Source organism: Pseudomonas taeanensis MS-3 (assembly GCF_000498575.2).
GTDB classification, from domain to species: domain Bacteria; phylum Pseudomonadota; class Gammaproteobacteria; order Pseudomonadales; family Pseudomonadaceae; genus Aquipseudomonas; species Aquipseudomonas taeanensis.
Genome location: NZ_AWSQ01000009.1, coordinates 135,947 through 151,239 on the forward strand (window position 1 = coordinate 135,947; position 15,293 = coordinate 151,239).

At 62.1% G+C, this 15,293-nt stretch carries 18 protein-coding genes; 11 read left to right on the forward strand and 7 right to left on the reverse strand.

All coding sequences use genetic code 11. The features are described 5' to 3' along the window. Positions 1 to 139: 139 nt before the first annotated feature. From TMS3_RS20870 to TMS3_RS20885, 4 genes are all read right to left on the reverse strand, one after another. Positions 140 to 757 carry a response regulator transcription factor gene (locus tag TMS3_RS20870; RefSeq protein WP_025167237.1) on the reverse strand — a complete coding sequence of 206 codons (618 nt, stop codon included), beginning with the start codon at positions 755 to 757 and terminating at the stop codon, positions 140 to 142. Positions 758 to 816: 59 nt separating this feature from the next. Next, positions 817 to 2,082, reverse strand: coding sequence for an OmpP1/FadL family transporter (locus TMS3_RS20875; RefSeq protein ID WP_025167238.1), 1,266 nt, complete (start codon positions 2,080 to 2,082; stop codon positions 817 to 819). Between the two features lie 189 nt (positions 2,083 to 2,271). Further along, entirely contained in the window at positions 2,272 to 2,751 is a 480-nt protein-coding gene (locus TMS3_RS20880; RefSeq protein WP_025167239.1) for a hypothetical protein, read from the reverse strand. Positions 2,752 to 3,005: 254 nt separating this feature from the next. Beyond that, a complete protein-coding gene (locus tag TMS3_RS20885; RefSeq protein WP_025167240.1) occupies positions 3,006 to 3,860 on the reverse strand; it encodes a sulfurtransferase in 855 nt (284 codons plus the stop codon). A gap of 285 nt (positions 3,861 to 4,145) precedes the next feature. Between TMS3_RS20885 and TMS3_RS20890 the strand changes: the two genes are divergently transcribed. The 3 genes from TMS3_RS20890 to TMS3_RS20900 all read left to right on the forward strand — a co-directional run bounded on the left by TMS3_RS20890 (position 4,146) and on the right by TMS3_RS20900 (position 6,461). After that, complete coding sequence (locus TMS3_RS20890; protein WP_025167241.1) at positions 4,146 to 4,844, forward strand: glutathione S-transferase N-terminal domain-containing protein; 699 nt, start codon at positions 4,146 to 4,148, stop codon at positions 4,842 to 4,844. Positions 4,845 to 4,991: 147 nt separating this feature from the next. Then, positions 4,992 to 5,723: a ZIP family metal transporter gene (locus tag TMS3_RS20895; protein WP_025167242.1), complete on the forward strand. Its 732-nt coding sequence runs from the start codon at positions 4,992 to 4,994 to the stop codon at positions 5,721 to 5,723. 54 nt (positions 5,724 to 5,777) lie between these two features. After that, positions 5,778 to 6,461, forward strand: a complete 684-nt coding sequence (locus TMS3_RS20900; RefSeq protein ID WP_025167243.1) for a spermidine synthase — start codon at positions 5,778 to 5,780, stop codon at positions 6,459 to 6,461. A 61-nt stretch (positions 6,462 to 6,522) separates the two neighbouring features. Here TMS3_RS20900 and TMS3_RS20905 read toward each other — a convergent pair whose 3' ends face one another. Then, a complete protein-coding gene (locus tag TMS3_RS20905; protein ID WP_025167244.1) occupies positions 6,523 to 7,584 on the reverse strand; it encodes an SMP-30/gluconolactonase/LRE family protein in 1,062 nt (353 codons plus the stop codon). Between the two features lie 92 nt (positions 7,585 to 7,676). Next, on the reverse strand, positions 7,677 to 8,594 hold the full coding sequence (locus tag TMS3_RS20910; RefSeq protein ID WP_025167245.1) for a LysR family transcriptional regulator: 918 nt from the start codon (positions 8,592 to 8,594) through the stop codon (positions 7,677 to 7,679). A gap of 148 nt (positions 8,595 to 8,742) precedes the next feature. Here TMS3_RS20910 and TMS3_RS20915 point away from each other — a divergent pair, with 148 nt between their 5' ends. The 8 genes from TMS3_RS20915 to TMS3_RS20950 all read left to right on the forward strand — a co-directional run bounded on the left by TMS3_RS20915 (position 8,743) and on the right by TMS3_RS20950 (position 14,694). Then, entirely contained in the window at positions 8,743 to 9,486 is a 744-nt protein-coding gene (locus tag TMS3_RS20915) for an SDR family oxidoreductase (RefSeq protein WP_025167246.1), read from the forward strand. A 72-nt stretch (positions 9,487 to 9,558) separates the two neighbouring features. Then, entirely contained in the window at positions 9,559 to 10,692 is a 1,134-nt protein-coding gene (gene rnd / locus TMS3_RS20920) for a ribonuclease D (protein ID WP_025167247.1), read from the forward strand. Continuing rightward, positions 10,689 to 10,982 (forward strand): YcgL domain-containing protein, encoded by a 294-nt coding sequence (locus TMS3_RS20925; RefSeq protein WP_025167248.1) that lies wholly within the window; start codon positions 10,689 to 10,691, stop codon positions 10,980 to 10,982. The genes rnd and TMS3_RS20925 overlap by 4 nt, the downstream gene beginning before the upstream one ends. Positions 10,983 to 11,010: 28 nt before the next feature. Next, on the forward strand, positions 11,011 to 11,943 hold the full coding sequence (locus TMS3_RS20930; protein WP_025167249.1) for a D-2-hydroxyacid dehydrogenase: 933 nt from the start codon (positions 11,011 to 11,013) through the stop codon (positions 11,941 to 11,943). A 212-nt stretch (positions 11,944 to 12,155) separates the two neighbouring features. Beyond that, positions 12,156 to 12,605, forward strand: a complete 450-nt coding sequence (locus TMS3_RS20935; RefSeq protein ID WP_025167250.1) for a YcgN family cysteine cluster protein — start codon at positions 12,156 to 12,158, stop codon at positions 12,603 to 12,605. 115 nt (positions 12,606 to 12,720) lie between these two features. Continuing rightward, a complete protein-coding gene (locus tag TMS3_RS20940) occupies positions 12,721 to 13,947 on the forward strand; it encodes a hypothetical protein (RefSeq protein WP_025167251.1) in 1,227 nt (408 codons plus the stop codon). Between the two features lie 194 nt (positions 13,948 to 14,141). Next, on the forward strand, positions 14,142 to 14,420 hold the full coding sequence (locus tag TMS3_RS20945; RefSeq protein ID WP_025167252.1) for a type II toxin-antitoxin system HicA family toxin: 279 nt from the start codon (positions 14,142 to 14,144) through the stop codon (positions 14,418 to 14,420). 67 nt (positions 14,421 to 14,487) lie between these two features. Continuing rightward, positions 14,488 to 14,694, forward strand: a complete 207-nt coding sequence (locus TMS3_RS20950; RefSeq protein WP_025167253.1) for a DUF2905 domain-containing protein — start codon at positions 14,488 to 14,490, stop codon at positions 14,692 to 14,694. Positions 14,695 to 14,789: 95 nt separating this feature from the next. Here TMS3_RS20950 and TMS3_RS20955 read toward each other — a convergent pair whose 3' ends face one another. Beyond that, complete coding sequence (locus TMS3_RS20955; protein ID WP_025167254.1) at positions 14,790 to 15,260, reverse strand: RNA methyltransferase; 471 nt, start codon at positions 15,258 to 15,260, stop codon at positions 14,790 to 14,792. Positions 15,261 to 15,293 lie beyond the last annotated feature (33 nt).

Sequence of the window (15,293 nt, forward strand, 5' to 3'; positions counted from 1 at the left end):
CCAGTCGACATCTCTTCGGATCGCTGGGTTACGCCGCGCCGAATCCGGCTGCTTGAGCGGACCATAGCGCGCGTCTAACTCAGCCTACAGCCTGTTGGACGGTTTGAGTCTCCGGCACGTCTTTGTCTGGCCTCGTCACTCACAGCCAGCCGCGTTGCCGCGCCGCGCTCACGCAGGCGGTGCGGTTATGCACGTCGAGCTCCTGAAACAATGCCTTCAGGTGAGTCTTTACCGTGTCCTCGGACACTCCCAGCCGACGGCAGATGGCCTTGTTCGGCAACCCGTCGGCCAGCAGCAGCAGAATTTCCTGCTGGCGAGGCGTCAGCGGCGGTTTGTCGCCGCTGACCGGCGCCTGCAAGGTCTCGCCTAGCAGCACGCGGGTGACCGCCTGGCGCAGGTCGTCGCCATCGGCGCTTTTCGGGATAAAGCCCAAGGCTCCGGCCGCCATTGCCGCCTGGGCGTCCAGGTTGGAGTCGCTGGCGCTGAGAATCGCCACCGGGGTCATGCGACCTTGCCGTTGCCAGCGTTGCAGCAGCTCGAGGCCGGGTACGTCCGGGAGGCGCAGGTCGAGCAGAATCAGGTCGAAATCATGCTGGCGCAGACAGGCTTCGGCTTCGTCGGCGTTTTGCGCAGTATGGATGTGCAGGTCTGGGCAGAGCGGGGCGAGGGCCAGGCTGAGGCCGTCGAGAAAAATCCGGTGGTCATCCACCAGTAACAGGCGCAGCTGTTCGGGTAAGGCAGTACAGAGTGTGGTCATGGCGGCGTGTTCTTGTGTTTATAGTCGCCGCGCGAGTTTAGCTTAAAGCCCCCACTGAATTAGAAGCGGTAGGTCACTTGTGTACCCAAACCATGGGCGGTGTTCTTGTAGGTGGAGCGGTAAGCCCCCTTGGTCGCGCTGACGTGGTTGATCTCGGTGTCGTCTTCCATCAGGTAGGAGTAGGCGACATCGATGGTCATCTGGTCACTCGGGCTCCAGCCAGCGCCCAGGCTGAGGATCTTGCGATCGCCGGTGGGAATGCGCGGTGAACGGTCGGCATTGTTGGTCGGTGACTGGTCAACGGCCAGGCCCGCGCGCAGCGTCCAGTGCGGGTTCAGCTTATACGCTGCACCGATGGCATGGGCCCAGGTGTCATGCCAGTTCTGGTCTTCGGTGATGGTAGTGAGATTGCCGGCGAGCAAACCGCCGACGCCCTGGTTATCGACGCGAATCTCTTCCAGCCGACTCCAGCGAGTCCAGGTGCTACCGACGTACAGCGTCCAGTCGGCGTTGAGCTCATGGGTGATGGAGAGGTCCACGGACTCGGGGGTGGTCAACTCCAGTGAGGCGTCGTAGGTACCCGCCGATGAGCCGATCACAAAGCCGGGACCTGCCACTTCGGTGTCGCCCTTGAGGCGGTATTCGACCTTGGAGTGATAGGTCAGGCCGAAGCGGGTCTGGGCGTTCAGCTCAAACAGCACGCCGGCGTTATAGCCCAGTGCCAGGTCGTCGCCCTTGATCTTCACTTCGCCGTCGCCGACGCCCGGCAATGGGTTGCGCAGGGCCGAGGTCAGCTCGCCGTCGATGCGGTTGATGGTCGGGCCAAAGCCGATCGACAGCTGGTCATTGAAGCGATAGCTGAGAGTCGGTTGCAGGGTTACCACGCGCACTTCACTACGGTCACCGTAATAACGGCCCTGGAAGTTGTCTTCGTAGTCGGTGATCAAGCCGAAGGGCACGTACATGCCGAGGCCGAAGGTCCAATTCTCGTCCAGCGGTTTGACGTAATAGCCCATGGGGGCGCCGACCAACGGCACCATGTCGCCGTCGTTGCTGCCGGAGAAACTGCCACTGGCGTCGTCGATATCGGTTCTGGCATAGATCAAGGCAACGCCGCCGCTAACCTGCTCGCCCTTGAGGCGCGACATGCCGGCCGGGTTGCCAAACACGGTAGTGGCATCCTCGGCGGACGATGAGCGGCCAGCAAAGGCACTGCCCATGCTGCTGACGCTTTGTTCATTAATGGCAAAGCCGCTGGCCAGGCTATGGCTGGACACTGCAGCAATGGCCAATGCCAGGCTGGTTTTGAGGGCGTTGTTTTTCACAGGAGACTCCATCCGGGGTATAGCGGGGCGCAGAAACTAGCAGGCTTTACGGTGTCCGCCAAGTAACTGAGGCCCCCGGAATAGAGCGGTTTTGTCCTACAATTTGCGGCGATACGCCGGTATTTGCAGTAATCGTGTCAGTTTTTGAATTGAGCCTTTTGGCGCAGTCCGCCAGCGTGCTGAATACGCTTAGGCGACTCGGCTGAGGTTGCCGATGCAGCGTTGCCAGGCCTGGATGAAATCGTGGGTGCGGCCGTTAGGGTGAAACACCAGGCGCCAGATGCGGGCCAGGCCCATCAGGTCATCGGCGGCGGGCAGCTCGGTGTGCTCGGTCTCGATCAGCATCCAGGCGATTGCGGTGGCGTAGCGCAGGTTGACGGTCAGTTCCAGGTGCGGGGCGGCGAGAAAGGCGTGCTGGCTAGCCAGGCCGCGCACCTGGCTGGCCAGTTCCGGGTCGAGGGCCAGGTGCTGGTCCCACAGTTGCTGATGACGCAGTTCGGCGATGCGGTAAAGGCCATGCCCGCGACGGTCGTCGAGGGCCGAGCCCAGTGCCGACTGGCTGGCGGCCGCGCCCAGTAATAAGGCCTCGGCGCTTGCTGAGTGGCGCCCCAGATAAATCAAGGTGGGGCGGATCACATGCAGGCATAACTCGCTGGCGGCAATTCCCATAAAGCCCTCGAGAGAGGTGGCCGGTAGGGCCAGGGCGCGTGGCAGCTTCTGTTCATACTAGAGTGGCCCTACCGGAAGCGGGGGTTAGCCGCTTATGTTGAAGTGTAGTGCGACCTTTGTGCTGTAAAGGGCTGTTTTTAAATTGTTTTCAGCGTTTGATTATTGCCTATATATCGCTTGGTGCTTAGCCGTGGGCCTTTTGTTGAGTGATTCGGAGGTTCGCAGTAACGCTTTGTAGCGCGGCTCTGGCTGGGTCAATCGCCAGTGGCGACAGGCCGGGTCGGGTCGGTAATCCATTCGCTCCAGGAGCCGGCGTAGAGCGGCGCCAGTGGGAAACCGGCGAGGCACAGGGCAAACAGGTTGTGGCAGGCAGTAACGCCTGAACCGCAGTAGGCGACCAGCTCACTGGCGGGGCGTTGCTTGAGCTGCGCGGCAAAGCGCTGGCGCAGTTTCTCTGCAGGTAGAAAACGGCCGTTGCTGTCCAGATTATCGGTGAACGCCGCACATTGAGCGCCGGGGATATGCCCGGCGACCGGATCGAGCGGTTCCACTTCACCGCGAAAGCGCGGCAGGGCACGGGCGTCGAGCAGGGTCAGATCTGGGCTGTTCAGGCGTTGTTGCAGTTGCTTGGCGCTGACCAGCAGGCTGGCATCCGCTTGACCCTGAAAGTCGCCGGGAGTAGCGCTGAGTTGTATTCGTGTCAGTTGCAGGCCGGCCTCGCGCCAGGCCTTCAAGCCGCCGTCGAGCAGGTAAACCCCTTCACGTTTGCCCAACCAGGCCAGCAGCCACCAGGCGCGGGCGGCAAAAGCGCCGGGGCCGTCGTCGTACAGCACCACCTCGCTGGCATTGTTCAAACCCCACTGCCGCAAGCGTTCGAGCAGTACGGTCGGTTGTGGCAACGGGTGGCGGCCGGTAACGCCCTTGCTGATCGGCCCCGACAGCTCGCGCTCGAGATCGGCGAACTGCGCCCCGGCGATATGCCCTTCATCGTAGCTGCGCTGGCCGTAAGCCGGATCATCCAGGGCGAAGCGACAATCGAGAATCATTAGGTCGGGTTGTTCCAGGCGGGCATGCAGGGCGCTGGGCGTGATCAGTTGAGCGATGGGCATGACGGGTCTCCTCGAAGCTAGGGCAGGTAGGCAGCATGATAGACCGCACCAGCGCTTATGCGCTCTACAGGCATTGGCGCGATTAACTGAAAGCCATGGCTCAATTCATCGCCCGATTCATCGCAGACAAAACGGCTGAGATTGAGGCGCAGCCGTGGCATTGTTTGCGGTATGAGCGCATGGCGGCAGGCCATCTCACTCACTTTGTTTAATGAACGGGTGAACGCCAGAGTTTCTGTCTGCCGATTAAGTTAAGCGTGAGTCCCACCCTAAGGATTTCTACCGATGATCGATCTCAGCGCCTTCCCCGTCACCCGCAAGTGGCCCGCCCGCTATCCCGAGCGCTTGCAGCTTTATTCGCTGCCAACGCCAAACGGGGTAAAGGTCTCGATCATGCTGGAAGAGACGGGATTGCCCTACGAGGCGCACCGGGTCAGTTTCGATAGCCATGATCAGTTGTCGCCCGAGTTTCTTTCGCTTAATCCCAACAACAAGATTCCGGCCATCCTCGATCCCAACGGACCGGAGGGCAAGCCGCTGCCCTTGTTTGAATCGGGCGCCATCCTGATCTACCTCGCCGACAAGAGCGGACAGTTGTTGCCCGATGAGCCCCACGGGCGCTATCAGGCACTGCAGTGGCTGATGTGGCAAATGGGTGGGATCGGCCCGATGTTTGGGCAGGTCGGCTTCTTCAACAAGTTTGCCGGCAAGGAGTTCGCCGACAAACGTCCTCGGGATCGCTACGTCGCAGAGTCGCGGCGCCTGCTCGCGGTGCTCAACCAGCGCCTGACGGATCACCCGTGGTTGCTGGGTGATGTCTACTCGATTGCGGATATTGCCACCTTCCCCTGGGTGCGCAATCTGATCGGCTTCTACGAAGCAGGTGACCTGGTGGGCATCAGTGACTTTCCTCATGTCACCCGAGCCTTGACTGCATTCTTGAAGCGGCCGGCTGTGCAACGCGGTTTAACCATTCCTGAGTAGCCATGGCGTGGCACGGCCCTTTCTTGGCTCACTACAGGTTGGTTCAATAGCCAGGCTAAACACGCGTGCAATTGAGCGGGGACGATGGTCGGCCTTGCTTGATTTGAACGCCCGGGACGTACGCATTAATAAATTGGATATAGGCCCATGGATGAGGTGTTTGTGCAGCAGTTGCTGATTGTCATGGCGTTTACCTTGGTAGCCGGCATGGCCATGCCGCTTGGTGCGGCGCTGGCCAGTGTCGAGCGTATTCGGCCGAGATGGCTGGAGGATGAGTTTCGGCACAGCGTGATCGCCTTCGGCGGTGGCGCGTTACTCGCCGCGGTGGCGCTGGTGTTGGTGCCGGAGGCGATCGAGAGCCTTAGCCCTGGGGCTGCCGCGCTGTGGTTTTGTGCGGGCGGTGCGGCGTTTATGGGCCTGGATATTCTGCTGTATAGGATGAAGACCTCGGCCAGCCAGCTGGCGGCGATGTTGGCGGATTTCGTTCCGGAGTCTCTGGCGCTGGGCGCCGCCTTTGCCCTTGGAGGGGAAGGCGCGATGCTGCTGGCCGGACTGATGGCGCTGCAGAACTTGCCGGAAGGCTTCAATGCCTATCGCGAGCTGAACAGTTCAACCGCCTACAGTCGCTCGAGGATTATCCTGATGTTCACTGGCATGGCGCTACTCGGCCCGGTTGCCGGTGTGTCGGGGTATCTGTGGCTGGCGGATTATCCCTCTCTGGTGGCGGCGATCATGCTGTTTGCCGCCGGCGGTATTCTCTACTCGGTGTTTCAGGACATCGCCCCCCAGGCCAAATTGGACAAGCATTGGGCGCCGTCCTTCGGCGCCTTGCTGGGCTTTGTGCTGGGGATTGTCGGGCATATGTTTACTGTGGCGTAAGCGGCTCTGCTGTATCGTGCGGGCCCTTCACATTCAATCAGCGACGAGACCGCGATGAAGCGCTTTGTACTACTGGATACGGTTCAGATCCCCGAAGATCGTGGAGCACTTTGTCTGTTTGAGTACGGCGAGGATTTCGTGATCAAGATCGCTGGCGGCGACGGCGGTCAGTTGATGAACACGCGCATGCACGGCTCCGAAGATGCGCTGGCGGCGATTCCCTGCAAGAAGGTCGCGGGTCGGCCGGGTTCACGGGTGCTGATCGGTGGTCTGGGTATGGGCTTCACTCTGGCCTCGGCCCTGCAACATCTGGGCAAGGATGCCGAAGTGGTGGTGGCCGAACTGGTGCCGGGGGTGGTCGAGTGGAATCGTGGGCCGCTGGGCGCCAAGTCCGGCTATCCGCTGCTCGACCCGCGTACCCGGGTGCTGCAGGACGATGTGGCCAAGGTGCTCAAGGCCGAGGCCAGTGCCTATGACGCGATCATGCTGGATGTCGACAACGGCCCCGAAGGCCTGACTCAGAAGGGCAACAGCTGGCTGTATTCCGCCGAGGGGCTGCGCCACTGCCACCAGGCGCTGCGGCCCAAGGGCATGCTGGCGGTGTGGTCGGCCAGCGCCGATCGCAAATTCGCCGACAAGGTGGCCAAGGCCGGTTTCAAGGTGGAGGAGGTGCAGGTCTACGCTCACGGCAACCGGGGCACGCGCCACACCATCTGGATTGCCGAGAAGCTTAAGTAGCTCGGCGCTGGAACATAAAAGCCCGCTAGCGGTGACCCGGTAGCGGGCTTTTCAGTGCCTGCTAGCGGATTCTCAACTTGCCGATGCGGTCGTTGTCCAGGCTGCCGAAGTACAGGGAGTCGCCCACCGGCTTGACCGAGGTGACCATGCGCAGGTGGCTGCCGCTGGTGTCGTGCAGGCTGCGAACGATCTCACCCTGTTCATTGATCGCGATGGCAAAACCGTAGGGCACGGCTTTGGGCCACAGCGCGCGCGGCAGTTTGGCCAGTTGCGTCTTCAGCCAGGGGTGGCGATGAAGGAAGTCGGCGTCGGCCTTGCGTGGCGTCGGCAGGGCTACCCAGAAGGTGCCCGCGCGGTCGCCTTGCAGGTTGTCGGGCAGGCCCGGCAGGTTGTCGATGAACACATCGTGGGTGCCGGCTTTTGCGCCTTTCAGCCAATAGCGGGTGATGCGATAGCGATAGGTTTCGTTGACCAGGACGAAGTCCTCGTTGGCCGACAGCGCCACGCCGTTGGCGAAGTACAGGTCCTTTAGCAGCACCTTGGTGACGCCGGTGGCTGGGTCGTAGCTGAGCAGACGGCCCCAGGGGCGGGCCTCGAGCAAGTCGAGCAGGTAGTCCGGCTGTTCGAAACGCTGGCTGGCGTCGCTGAAGTAGATGGTGCCGTCGCTGGCGATGTCCAGGTCATCGGTGAAGCGGAAGGGCACGCCTTCGGCCTCGGTGGTCAGCACCGTGATCTGCCCTTGCGGGGTTATCGACAGCAGGCCCTTGTAGGCGTCGGCGACGATCAGATTGCCGGCGGCGTCGAAGTCCATGCCCAAGGGGCGGCCCTGGGTGTCGGCGAAGGGCTCGACACTGTCGTCGGCCTCGATGCGCACGATGGTGCCGTCATGCAGACCGCTGTAGACCCGGCCCTGAGCGTCCACAGCCGTGTCTTCGGGGCCATGGATCCGGCCCTTGCCGAGCAGTTGGGCCTTCATCAGCGTGTCGTTGGGTTCCAGTACCCCGGTCATGGCGGGCGCTTTCGGCGCCTCCCAGGCAAGTGGGTCGATGGGGCTGGGGGTTATCGCCAGGTAGATGGCTGCGGCGGCGATCATCAGGGCGAGCAGGCCAAGCAGTTTCTTCATCCTTGTTATTCCTTGTGCTGAAGCGGAGCGAGTGGCGTCAGGTTACACAGTTAGCCGGCGTCTGTGAGGGCCAGACACTGGCCGTACTCGGCTTATTCAACTCCGCTGGGTACCCGCGCCGGGTCGCCCAGGCATTCGGCCAGACGGTCGTAGACCAGACGAATGCGGGCGGGCACCGGGCCGCGTTGAGGGCGGTAGAGGAACAGTTCCCAGGGCGGCGGCCGCTGCTCGTCGAGAACTGTGCACAGTTTCCCGCTGCGAATCGCCGGCAGCACCAGGTAGCTGGGCAATTGGCCGATGGCCAGCCCGGCCAATACGGCGTCGAGTTCGGTTTCCTGATCGTCGGTGGTGAAACTGGGGTTAGCCGGTTGCAGGTGCCGGCCATTGTCGAAGTACCAGGGCCAGGGACGGCCACTGCCGCGGTCGACCAGGGCGCTGGTGGGCAAGTTGTGCAGGTCCTCGATGCTGGAGGGGCTGCCGGTTTTCGCCAGCAGTGCCGGGGTCGCCACTGTGAACAGGGGGATTCTCGCGAGTGCACGGGCGATGTAGCTACGGTCACGGATAAAACCGATGCGCACGCCCATGTCGATTTGCGCGTCCACCGCGTCGGTCATTAGGTCCGAGAGGCGCAGGTCGAATTCGATTTGCGGATACTCCGCCATCAATTCGCCCAGCAGCGGCAGAACGAAACGCCTGCCGACCGCGTGGGGAGCGGTGATGCGCACACGCCCGGTCAGCTCGGTGGCGTGCGGCTGGGCGTGGCGCTGGAACAACTGATCGAAGCTGTTCAGGGTTTGCCGCGCCTGGCTGGCCAGCTGCTCGCCGAATGCGCTGATCTGCACCTGACGGGTGCTACGGTGAAACAACGGCTCGCCGAACAGCGCTTCCAGCTCCTTGATCGCCCGGGTCACGCTTTGTGGCGAGATCCCCAGGCGGCCGGCGGCCTCGCGAAAGTTGCTGGTTTCCGCCGCTACGGCAAAGATCCGCAGCATTTCCATCCGATTGAGCACGGTTCTGACCCTGTGTGAACTTGGATAATTCCAGATAATGGAATTGCTAAATCCTAACTCTTCCATTCAGTGGATGAACAGCGCTGCACATACTGGCTGCCATTGCAGGAATCTTCCTGCGTCTTCCCGCTAGATTGAGGAGAACAGTATGAGCAACAACATTTCCGGAAAAGTCGTGGTCATCACCGGTGCCAGCAGTGGTTTGGGTGAAGTCACCGCGCGTCATCTGGCGGCGCTGGGCGCCTCGGTGGTGCTCGGTGCACGGCGCAAGGAAAATCTCGACAACATCGTCAGCGAGATCACCGCCAAGGGCGGCAAGGCCGTGGCCTTCGCCACCGACGTCACCGTACCGGCGCAAGTCAATGCGCTGATTCAGGGCGCCCTGGACAGCTTTGGGCGCATCGATGTGCTGGTCAACAACGCCGGGTTGATGGCCATTGCGCCAATGGCGCAGGGACGCACCGAGGAGTGGGAGCGGATGATCGACATCAACATCAAGGGCGTGCTGTATGGCATCGCCGCCGCGCTACCACACATGCACAAGCAGGACAGTGGGCACATCATCAATATCTCCTCGGTGGCCGGGATCAAGGTCTTCGCCCCGGGCGGTACCGTGTACAGCGGCACCAAGTACGCGGTGCGGGCGATCACCGAAGGGCTGCGCATGGAAGTCGGCGGTAACATCCGCACCACCATCATCTCCCCCGGTGCGGTGGACTCCGAACTCAAGCACGGCAGCTCCGATGAGGCCTCCAGCAAGGCGGTCAAGGACTTCTACCAGCAGGCCATTGCATCCGACTCGGTTGCCCGCGCCATCGCCTATGCCATCGAGCAGCCGGCCGATGTGGAAATCAACGAAGTGGTGCTGCGCCCGACCGTGCAGGATTTCTGATCCGGGGACGCAATGCCCCGGTAACGGGCGAGGGCGATATATACTGCGCGGCATTCTAGATGGGAGCGCCGCGTGGCTATTGATATTCATTGGATCCTTGACGACGCCAGCCTGGCGCAACATTGCGCCGACTGGCAGCGTCTGCCGTTCGTCGCCGTCGACACCGAGTTCATGCGGGTCGACACTTTTTATCCAATCGCCGGCCTGTTGCAGGTCAGCGAAGGCGAGCGGGCCTATCTGATCGACCCGTTGCTGATCGAAGACTGGACGCCGTTCTCTGCGTTGCTGCAGAACCCGGCGGTAGTCAAAGTGCTGCACGCCTGCAGCGAAGACCTGGAAGTCTTCCTGCGTCTGACCGATAGCCTGCCGGCGCCGCTGTTCGATACCCAACTGGCTGCCGCCTACCTCAATCTCGGTTTCTCCATGGGCTATTCGCGCCTGGTGCAGACCGTGCTGAACATCGAGCTGCCGAAGGGCGAGACCCGCTCCGACTGGCTGCAGCGCCCGCTGTCCGAGACGCAGGTCAGCTACGCGGCCGAGGATGTGCTGCACCTGGCAGAAGTGTATACGGCGCTGCAGGCGCAGCTGTCGCCGGAGAAGAACGCCTGGGTGCTGGAGGACGGTGCCGAGCTGGTGCTCAACCTGCGCCGTGAAGTCGACCCCAACGAGGTGTATCGCGAGGCCAAGCTGGCCTGGAAACTGTCCCGCGCGCAACTGGCGGTGCTGCGCGAACTCTGCGCCTGGCGCGAACGCGAGGCGCGGGCGCGCAACCAGCCGCGCAACCGGGTGATCCGCGAACATTCGCTGTGGCCGATCGCCCGTAACCAGCCGGACAACCTGGTCGCGCTGGCGCGTATCGATGACATGCACCCGAAAACCATACGCCGCGACGGTGAAACCCTGCTCAAGCTGATCAAGGACGCCGCCGCCACGCCAGCGGCCGAATGGCCCGAGGCGTTGCCCGAGCCGCTGCCGCTGGAAGCCTCGGCGCTGCTGAAGAAACTGCGCGCGATCGGTCAGCGCGAAGGCGAGCGGCTGAATATCGCGGCGGAAATCATGCTGCGCAAGAAAACCCTCGAAGCCTTGCTCAAGACTGGCTACCCCAATGGTCCCTACCAGCTGCCGGACTCTCTGCGCGGCTGGCGTCGTGAATTGATGGGCCAGGCGCTGCTCGATTGCCTGGCCAGTGAAGGAGAATCTGCGTGAAACGCATCTGTTCGATCTACAAGAGCCCGCGCAAGAACGAGATGTACCTGTACGTGCTGAAAAGCGATGCGCTCAAGCGCGTGCCGGAAACCTTGCTGGCGGCGTTTGGCCCGCCGATCCATACCTTCGATATGGTGCTCAGCCCCGAACGCAAGCTGGCGCGCGAGGATATCCAGCAGGTGCTGGAGAACCTCGACGGACAGGGTTACCACCTGCAGATGCCGCCGCCGGAAGATGAATACATCGAGCATCTGCCGGACGAACTGTTGCGCCGCAACGATCCGGTCTGACCACTCATCGTTCATGGGGGAGGGCCGCATGCATCTGTTGATCGCCGAGACCGAGCATGCCCGCTACGCCGAGTTGCTGCGGCAGGCGGCGCCTGAGCTTGAGTTGCACGGCAGTGACGATCCCGCCGAGCTGGCGCACTGGGCCGGTAGCTGCCCCGTGTGGCTGGGTGAGCCGGATCGGCTCGCCGAGGTGCTGCGCCTGGGCCACAAGCCGCAGTGGCTGCAGTCGACCTGGGCCGGGATCACCCCCTTGTTGGCCGCGGACCTGCCGCAGGACTACCGGCTGACCCGCGCGGTGGGCATCTTCGGTCAGGTGATGGCCGAGTATGTACTGGGGCACCTGTTGGCCCATGAACGCCAGCTGTTCGCTCGCGCCGTCGCGCAGACCGAGCAGCGTTGGGATAACCGCCTGCCGCACAGCCTGTCCGGGCGCCGCGCGCTGATTGTCGGCACGGGCGAGATCGGCCTGAGCGTGGCGCAGTTCCTCGCGCCGTTCGGACTGGAACTGACTGGCGTGGCGAGCCAGGCGCGGAGCCTGGCACCGTTCGCCGAGGTGGTCGGGTTGGCTGATTTACCGCGCGTGGCCGCCGAGGCCGACTACCTGATCAACCTGCTGCCAGACACCCCGGGCACCCGGGACATCTACGACGCAGCGCTGTTCGCACAACTCAAGCCCAGTGCACTGTTTATCAATGCCGGGCGCGGGGTAGCGGTGGTCGATGCCGCGCTGGTCAATGCGTTGGAGCTGGGTCAGTTGGCCGGCGCGGTGATCGACGTCTGTCGCCAGGAGCCGTTGCCGACAGGCCATCCGTTCTGGAGCGCGCCGCGCCTGCTACTGACCGGGCACAGCTCGGCGCCGACCCAGCCGCGACTGATGGCTCAGTTGTTTCTCGACAATCTGGCGCGTTATCGCAGTGGCACCGAGTTGCAGGGCTTGGTGAATTTCGCCCGCGGTTACTGACTGGCCGGGTAAGTAGCCGGATGAAATCCGCGGTGTCCCTGGCCCAGCTGACGCCGATTAACGGTTTTCTGGGTTGCATCCGGGCTACGGGGATTGGCAACCTGTGGCGACAGGCGATTTGACCCACTTGCCGTTCGGCATTGCGGCCTTGGCCCAAGGCAAGCGCCGCGCTAGACTGCCGGCCTTTTCGCTTGTCACTCGTACCCTTCGCCATGGCCGCCAAAGTCGAACCCTTCTGGAAACGCAAAACTCTCGAACAGCTCGACCAGGACGAGTGGGAATCGCTGTGCGACGGCTGCGGTCTGTGTTGCCTGCAGAAGCTCGAAGACGAGGACGACGGCAGCGTTTACTACACGCGCATCGCTTGTCAGCTGCTCGACCTGAAGAGCTGCCGCTGCACCGATTACTCGAACCGTACTCAGTTTGTGGCCGACTGCATCCAGCTCACGCCGGCTCAGGCCGACCAGTTCCAGTGGCTGCCGCCGACTTGCGGTTACCGCCTGGTCAGTGAAGGCAAGGACTTGCCGCTCTGGCACCACCTGGTGTGCGGTGACCCGGAGGCGGTACATGTTGAGCGAATTTCCCAGTCCGGGCGCATGCTCAGTGAGAAGAGCGTGGCTGAGGATGACTGGGAGGATTACCTGATTTTCCGCTCCGGCTGACAGTCGTTGCTCCGCGGCTATGCTGTTCAGCATTCGCGATTCGCGTGCATGGAAATGCCTGGCCTATGCTCGGTCTATGCCGTGATCTAACCATTCCGCCAAGGAAGTGCTCCTCATGTCGATTCACCGCAGCTTGTTGTCTGTCTTGTTGTTGAGCCTGAGCGCGCCGTTGTGGGCAGCCAAAAAAGTTGATCTGGACTACCAAGTGCGCTTCCTGCCAGAGAGCGATCAAGCCGAAGTCAGCCTGACGCTGGAGCAGGGCGAGCAGGTTATTAGCCTGGATTTCGATCTGGGCGACAAGGGCTACTACAGCGACTTCAGTGCTGATGGTCAATGGACTCAGGACAGCCCCGAACGGGGCCTGTGGCAGCCAGCGACGGGCAAGGCCACCCTGACTTATCGGGTGCGCGTCAGCCATCCGCGTGGCGATCAGCGTTTCGATGCGCGCATGACTGAGGATTGGGTCTTGATTCGCGGCGACGATCTGGTGCCCAGCGCCAAGTTACGCCAGGAAGACAAAACCGAGCTGGTTTCGCGCCTGTTGTTCGAACTGCCGAAAGGCTGGCGCGGGGTGGAGACCGGTTGGCCGCGGATCGGCAAGAACAAGTTCCGTATCGATAATCCGTTGCGCAAGTTTGACCGCCCGACCGGCTGGATAGTCGCCGGCAAGATCGGTACGCGCCGGGCAAAGCTGGGCGAGACCGACGTGACCATCGCAGCGCCAGTGGGCGAGGGCATGCGGCGCATGGATGTGCTCACCCTGCTGACCTTCGTCTGGCCGGAAGCGCAGGCGGTGTTCCCGCGCGATCCGGCCAAGCTGCTGATTGTCGGGGCCGGCGACCCGATGTGGCGCGGCGGCCTGTCGGCGCCCAACTCCTACTACATGCATGCCGATCGTCCGCTGGTCAGTGAGAACGGCACCAGCTCCCTGGTGCATGAGCTGGTCCATGTATTCAGCCACATCCAGGGCACCGACAAGAGCGATTGGATCAGTGAGGGGCTGGCAGAGTACTACGCCATCGAGCTGATGCGCCGCGCCGGTGGCATGAGCGAAGACCGCTACCAGAAAGTGCGCGAACAACTGATCAAGTGGAGTCGCCCGGTGAAGTCGCTGCGTAGCGCGCACTCCAGTGGCCCCATCACCGCACGTGCGGTGTTGCTGATGCAGGAGCTGGATCGTGAGATTCGCCAGGCGACCAAGGACAGTCAGGCACGCTCGCTGGACGACGTTACCCGTGGTTTGATGCGCTTGGACAGGGTCAGCACCAAAGACTTCATTGAGATTACCGAGAACGTCATGGCGGGCCGCTCCAAGGTTCTGGATACGCGCTTGCTGCGTTAATTCAGCGCTGATGGGCCGGTCTGCCGAGGCGCCGCGCGGTATCAGATGGGGCATCAGTGATTGGCCACAAGCCCTATCCTCGGCGGCTGAGTTCGCTGTGGGAGGTTCGGCGACCATCGATGGATGGGCTTATGAAGCATTGGTACGCCTCCGCTATTCTACAAGTAGCGCGTCAATTCACTTGGGGGCGAGCCATGAGCCACAAACATCAGAGTCTCCTGTACTCGATCTTCCAGGATCCGTTGCCCAGCAATATCCACTGGCGTGAGGTCGAATCGCTGTTGCATCACCTCGGCGCCACCGTCGAACCGATCCTGGGGGCTCGTTTCCGTGTAGTGTTGAACCAGTACGAGTTCGTTGTGCATCGTCCACACCACGGCAACGAGTGCAGTAAGCAGGAAATCAAGCACCTGCGCGAATGTCTGACCAACTCAGGGATGACTCCATCGGGCTACGACGAGAAGTTTGGCTGAGCCACGCCGCCTGCAGCCTGAACGCCTGACAAGGCATGGGTTGCCTCACTTCGGGGACGCACGACGCATGGCACGTTGGTTGATTGTCGTAGGCACGGCGCTGTTGCTACTTGGCGTCGTGCTGCACTTCGCGCCCTGGCTGCTGCACTGGTTTGGTCGCTTGCCAGGAGACATCCGAATAGAGTCCGAGCGCGGCAAGGTCTTCATTCCGCTGACGTCGATGCTGATCGTCAGTGTCGTCGTGACGTTGCTGATAAACCTGTTCAGGCGTTAACCCCACGCCAGGGAATAGCTTCGGCGCAGTGTGGGTATCAGCGGCTTTCTGCCAACCTACTGCAGCGTCGCTATTGCCAGCCGCAGTTCGACAGGCTACTTGAATTTGGGGCCTGACTTGGTGTTATTGCCCTTGGCCAGACGATCATAGAGCACCACGTTGACCGTGGCGGCGAGGTTCATGCTGCCTTGGGTCGGCACGTACACCACGTCTTCGCACCAGTCACGGATGCTCTTGTCCAGGGATCCGTCTTCCGGGCCGAAAAAATAGATGGCCCGGTCCGGGTGGGTGTACTCCGGCAATGGCCGCGCGCCCTCGACCAATTCTACCGCGACTGGGGTGCAGCCCAGGGGAATGATGCTTTGCAGGTCGTCGATGGCGATCAGCGGAATATCCAGGTGGACCCTTTTGGTGTCGGTGACGAAGTCCTTGGCCCGCGCATAGCGCGTACCGCTGTAGAACACCGAGTTGACCCCATAACAGCCAGCGGCGCGCATCACCGAGCCGACGTTTTCCGGCGACTTGGGGTTGGACAGGCCAATGCAGCAGTATCGTTTCATCGCCACGGAATGGGCCCTTTATGCAAAGGGCGCAATTAT